At 70.5% G+C, this 4,107-nt stretch carries 3 protein-coding genes, 2 tRNA genes and 2 pseudogenes; 2 read left to right on the top strand and 5 right to left on the bottom strand.

Annotated features, from left to right (window positions below):
* Positions 1–358 (bottom strand): annotated as a pseudogene (locus DKL51_RS35595) (hypothetical protein); the annotation flags it as partial.
* Between the two features lie 134 nt (positions 359–492).
* On the opposite strand from DKL51_RS35595, the gene DKL51_RS06865 reads away from it, so the two are divergent.
* Together DKL51_RS06865 and DKL51_RS06860 are read left to right on the top strand one after the other, a co-directional pair.
* Positions 493–583 (top strand) — tRNA-Ser (locus DKL51_RS06865).
* A gap of 35 nt (positions 584–618) precedes the next feature.
* Positions 619–691: transfer RNA gene (locus tag DKL51_RS06860), tRNA-Arg, on the top strand.
* Between the two features lie 77 nt (positions 692–768).
* Here DKL51_RS06860 and DKL51_RS06855 read toward each other — a convergent pair.
* The 4 genes and pseudogenes from DKL51_RS06855 to DKL51_RS34795 all read right to left on the bottom strand — a co-directional run.
* Entirely contained in the window at positions 769–2,025 is a 1,257-nt protein-coding gene (locus tag DKL51_RS06855) for a tyrosine-type recombinase/integrase (RefSeq protein WP_109947324.1), read from the bottom strand.
* Positions 2,025–2,186 (bottom strand): hypothetical protein, encoded by a 162-nt coding sequence (locus DKL51_RS37080; protein ID WP_369008544.1) that lies wholly within the window; start codon positions 2,184–2,186, stop codon positions 2,025–2,027. Before DKL51_RS37080 ends, DKL51_RS06855 begins: the two co-directional genes overlap by 1 nt.
* A 23-nt stretch (positions 2,187–2,209) precedes the next feature.
* Positions 2,210–3,919: a replication initiator gene (locus DKL51_RS06845; protein ID WP_109947325.1), complete on the bottom strand. Its 1,710-nt coding sequence runs from the start codon at positions 3,917–3,919 to the stop codon at positions 2,210–2,212.
* Positions 3,916–4,107, bottom strand: a pseudogene (locus DKL51_RS34795) (DUF2637 domain-containing protein); the annotation flags it as partial. The pseudogene DKL51_RS34795 and the gene DKL51_RS06845, both read right to left, overlap by 4 nt.

Genomic DNA, 4,107 nt, shown 5'->3' with positions numbered 1-4,107 from the left:
CGTCGGCCGTGGCCTGGCGGACGACGGCCGGGTCGGTCGGGCGGACTGCGGGGGCGCTGTCCCCGGGCGCCGGACGAGGTTTCGGCGCGGTGCCCTCGGCCGGGCGGGAGGCTGTGGCGCCGGCCCCGGCCGCGCGGGACGTCGCCTGAGCGGGATCGGGTGGCTGGAAGAGCACGGCCGGTGCCGCCTTGGCCCGTCGTGGCCGGGTCTGCCCGGTCCGGCCTTCCGGCTCCTTCCGCGACGCGGGTACGTCGGGATCGGTCGTCGGCGGTGTGAAGGTGGGCTTCGGGGAGCGGCTCCGCCGGGTGCTGGTGGCGGGCTCGCGACGGGGCGGTTCGCTCGGCGGCTGCTCCTGCATATCGATGGAGCGTAGCCCTGAGCGTGACCTCGCACACGGTCGAAACGCACGTGCCGGAGGGTCGTCCGGTAGTCGCTTTGCCGCGGGCGGGTGCAGACCTGTATCCTCGGGCGCGATGGCCTGCAGGTCACCAGGGAGACTTCGCCTAGTCTGGTCTATGGCGCCGCACTGCTAATGCGGTTGGGGTTTTAAAGCCCCTCCCGGGTTCGAATCCCGGAGTCTCCGCGCGAAAGCCAGTGTGTAGACTGGCCGAGCAGCAAGCGCCCGTAGCTCAACGGATAGAGCATCTGACTACGGATCAGAAGGTTAGGGGTTCGAATCCCTTCGGGCGCACAGCAGGTCAATGGCCGGTTTCCCAGTGCGGGAGACCGGCCGTTGATCTTTCTGACCCCCACGGTTGACCCCTACGCCTACGCGTCGAAGAGGAAGCCGAGCCGGTCCACCGCGTCCTGCTGCACCCGCCGCGTCGCCTCCACGTAGATCGACTTGGTGACCGTCGGGGAGCTGTGCCCGAGCACATCCTGAATCCGTTCCAGCGGCACGCCCTGGTCGTAAAGCAGCGTCGCGCACGAATGGCGCAGGTCATGGACGCGAATGCGCCGAACGCCGGCCCGCTCGCACAACTGCTCGAAATGCCGATTGATGTTGCGCGGCTCGATCGGAGTGCCGATCTTCGTCGTGAACAGCAAGCCATGCTCCTGCCAGCGGTCACCGGCCGCCTCCCGCTCCGTCCGCTGCAATGCTCGGTGACCACGGAGCACGTCGACCAGGCTGGGCGGCAGAGCCACGGCCCGCTCTGAGCCGTCCGTCTTCACCGGCCCGAACCGCAGCTCTCCGCCGGTGCGTTGCAGCGACTGCCGAACACGGAGCACGTTGTCGACCAGGTCCACGTCGACCCACCGCAGCGCCAACGCCTCACCGCGGCGCAGCCCGAGCGCCAGGGCGACCGAGTACAGCGCGTACCAACGGTTATCCCGCGCCGCCTTCAAGAACCGCCTTGCCTCATCAGCCGTCCACGGCGTGAACTTCGGTCGGTACCGGTGCGAGATCCGCAGCGCCTTCGCTGGGTTGCTCGCCAACAGTTCCTCCGTCACCGCGTCTTGAAGCGCCGCCCGCAGGAGCCGATGCGCGTAGCGGATCGAACCATCGGACAGGAACGCCTGACAGCATTGCCGAGGCGACATGGCGCAGCACCTCGCCGGGCGCCCACGCTCCACGCGCTTCGCGTCCTTCTTCAACGCACAGCACTGGCACACGCTCTTGAGCCTGGAGAGGAACGTCCGCACATCCGAAGGCCGAAGCCGAGCTAGCTTCTTCGTCCCCAGATACGGCACGACGTAGGTACGGGCGAGCCATTCATAGCTCCCAAGGGTCGATGGCCTCACCCGCTCGGCGGCGATTTCGGCCAGCCAGTACGCGAGGTAGTCACCGACCGTTGCACCGGTTGCCGGAAGACGCACGCCCGCGAGGGCATTCGACTTGAGCTTGACCAGTGCGGCATGAGCCTCGTCCCAGGTCGCGCCGTAGACGCTCTTGCGGATCTCTCGCCCGTCCGTGGTGAACACCCAGACGCGCGCCTCAAAGCGACCGTCCTTCCGTTGCCGAATATTGCCCTCGCCGTTGCGGCGAACGCGACGACCACCGCCGGAATCGTTCGGGGAAGTCATCAGGCCGCCTCCTCAACCTGCCGCGCGATGTACGCCTGCACCGACGACGCTGTGATTCGCCGACACCGTTGGCCGACCAGAAGGGAGGTCACCTGACGCTCCTTCATAAGCCGGAAGACCGTCCACCGAGACACCCGCAGGAGTCGCGCCGCGTCATCCATCGTCAGAAGTTCCTCCGTGCTCATCACCCCACCGCCTCAGCCGGCCGGCCAGTTGCCGAAACATCGGGCGGGTCGGTGGCGCGTCTGGCGGCGTCGAGCTGGGCGCGCCATTGGATGCGTTCGGATATCGCGCGTAGGACGCGGTGGCCGAGGGGCGGCACGTCGGGGTCGGTGGGCCGGGCCAACTCCCAGGCGTGCCGCTGCTCCCCGCCGGCCGGGGCGGTGGCCGCGTCGGTGGTGACGCCGAGCAGCGCCTTGACCCAGTCGCGGCGGTCGGCCCGGTGGTCGGTCAGTGTCTTGCCGGACCACTGCCGGGAGATGAGGACGCGTCGGCCGCCGATGCCGAGGGTTTCCCGCTTGTGGACCTTGTTCTTGCAGTTCCCCGGCCGCAGCCCCGGTCGGGCCTTCTTGGGTTGGACGCCGTAGAGCAGCCAGTTGGCGCACCGCTCGGAACAGGGCGTGTGCCGCAGCTCTTGCCAGAGCCGTTCCAGGTGCGTCCGCTGCCGGCCGGTGGTGACCTGGTGGCAGTCGGCGGCCTGCTTGGTCAGGTACTTGGTGATGTAGCCGACGCACCGATCCGCGTCCTTGGTGCCAGCGAGGACGCCCTTGGCGTCGACCTGACTCCCGAAGCGAACGACGTGCACGGGTTCGGCGTCGGGGTCGGCGTCGACCAGGTCCAGGGCGTCATCCCACGACGGCAGCAGTCGGCCGGTGGCCGGGTCGGTGTAGCCACCCGCATCGGCATCCCACTGCGGTGCGTTGCCCGGCTCGTAGACCCGTCGGTCGACCGAGGGCCACCACACCTGGTGATACGTCGCGGCGGCGACCTGCCGGACCAGCGACCGGGGAATGGTGCCCCGGATGGCGAAGTGCGCGTGAGGGGCAAGCCGGCGTTGCGGCTCGACGGCCCCGGCGTACTGGACGTTCCAGCCGACCGCGCGGCGCAGGTTCTGCCAGAACCGATCGAGCAGCCGGGGGAAGTGCACCGCGTCCCAGGCGGCCTGCTGGTAGTCGTAGCTGTCCGGGTCGACCGGCGTCCCGTCCGAGTGCACCCGCCCGTAGGAGCCGAGGGTGAGGGTGAGGAACATCGACGGCCGGAACACCTGCCCACCGTGACCCTCGAAGGTCCGCCCGATGGTGCGGTTGTCGACCGGCAGGCGGGGCAGGTCCGGGGCATCCTGGCGGCGCTTGGTCGACCGCACCCGGCGCTTTCCGTCGCCGTCCTCCTGGTCCTCGCTGACGTGCGGCGGGGCGGGTCGGCCCCGGAGCCCTTCCGTCGTGATCTGGGCTTCCAGTTCCGCGATCGCGTCGTCCAGGTCCGCGACCTGATCCCACTCGGAGGCGCGGGCCGCCTCCTCGCGGGCGAACTCGAGATGCGCCCGAGCCACGATCAGCGCCCGTTGCCCGTCGGTGGCGGGTTGCGGGCCGGGGTCTGGTTCGTCGTCGCGGTGCCAGCCCTCGCGGATCTGCTGCTGCCGCAGCCGCCGCGCCCGCGTGGCGCAGGCCGGACACTTCGCCTCTTGGGTGGCGCCGCACGGCAGGTCGATCACCTCCGTCTGCCCTGAGTCGAGATCGGTGCGGCGCAGGCTAACCGGGCGGGTGCAGACGCCGTAGTCGGCCGCCAGGTCGGCCACGACGTCGACGGAGCGGGGCATCAGCATCCGGGCGGCCCGGGAGCCCGGCCTCGGCTCCTGCGGGGTGGGGGCGAGGCCGGGCAGCGGAATGGCGGTCATCGGGTCACCTCCCGGGTCAGCGGGGTGCCGTTGCGGCGGACGAACGCGGTCGACGGCACCGGGGCGACCGGGGCCGGGAAGGTCGGCTCGACCGGGACCAGGGCGACCGGTTCCGGCACGGGGGCGGCCGGCGTCGGCTCGGCCGGCCGGGCCGACGGGGTGACGACGGGCGGAGCCGGGGCTGGCAC

The sequence above is a fragment of the Micromonospora globispora genome (assembly GCF_003857015.1).
Lineage (GTDB): Bacteria > Actinomycetota > Actinomycetes > Mycobacteriales > Micromonosporaceae > Micromonospora > Micromonospora globispora.
This window is presented reverse-complemented; position numbering and strand designations above follow the sequence as displayed.

Bases quoted from the DNA above. Each gene is read 5' to 3' on its own strand.
- DKL51_RS06855 (WP_109947324.1), bottom strand. From the start codon at position 2,025: ATGACTTCCCCGAACGATTCCGGCGGTGGTCGTCGCGTTCGCCGCAAC.
- DKL51_RS37080 (WP_369008544.1), bottom strand. From the start codon at position 2,186: ATGGATGACGCGGCGCGACTCCTGCGGGTGTCTCGGTGGACGGTCTTC.
- DKL51_RS06845 (WP_109947325.1), bottom strand. From the start codon at position 3,919: ATGACCGCCATTCCGCTGCCCGGCCTCGCCCCCACCCCGCAGGAGCCG.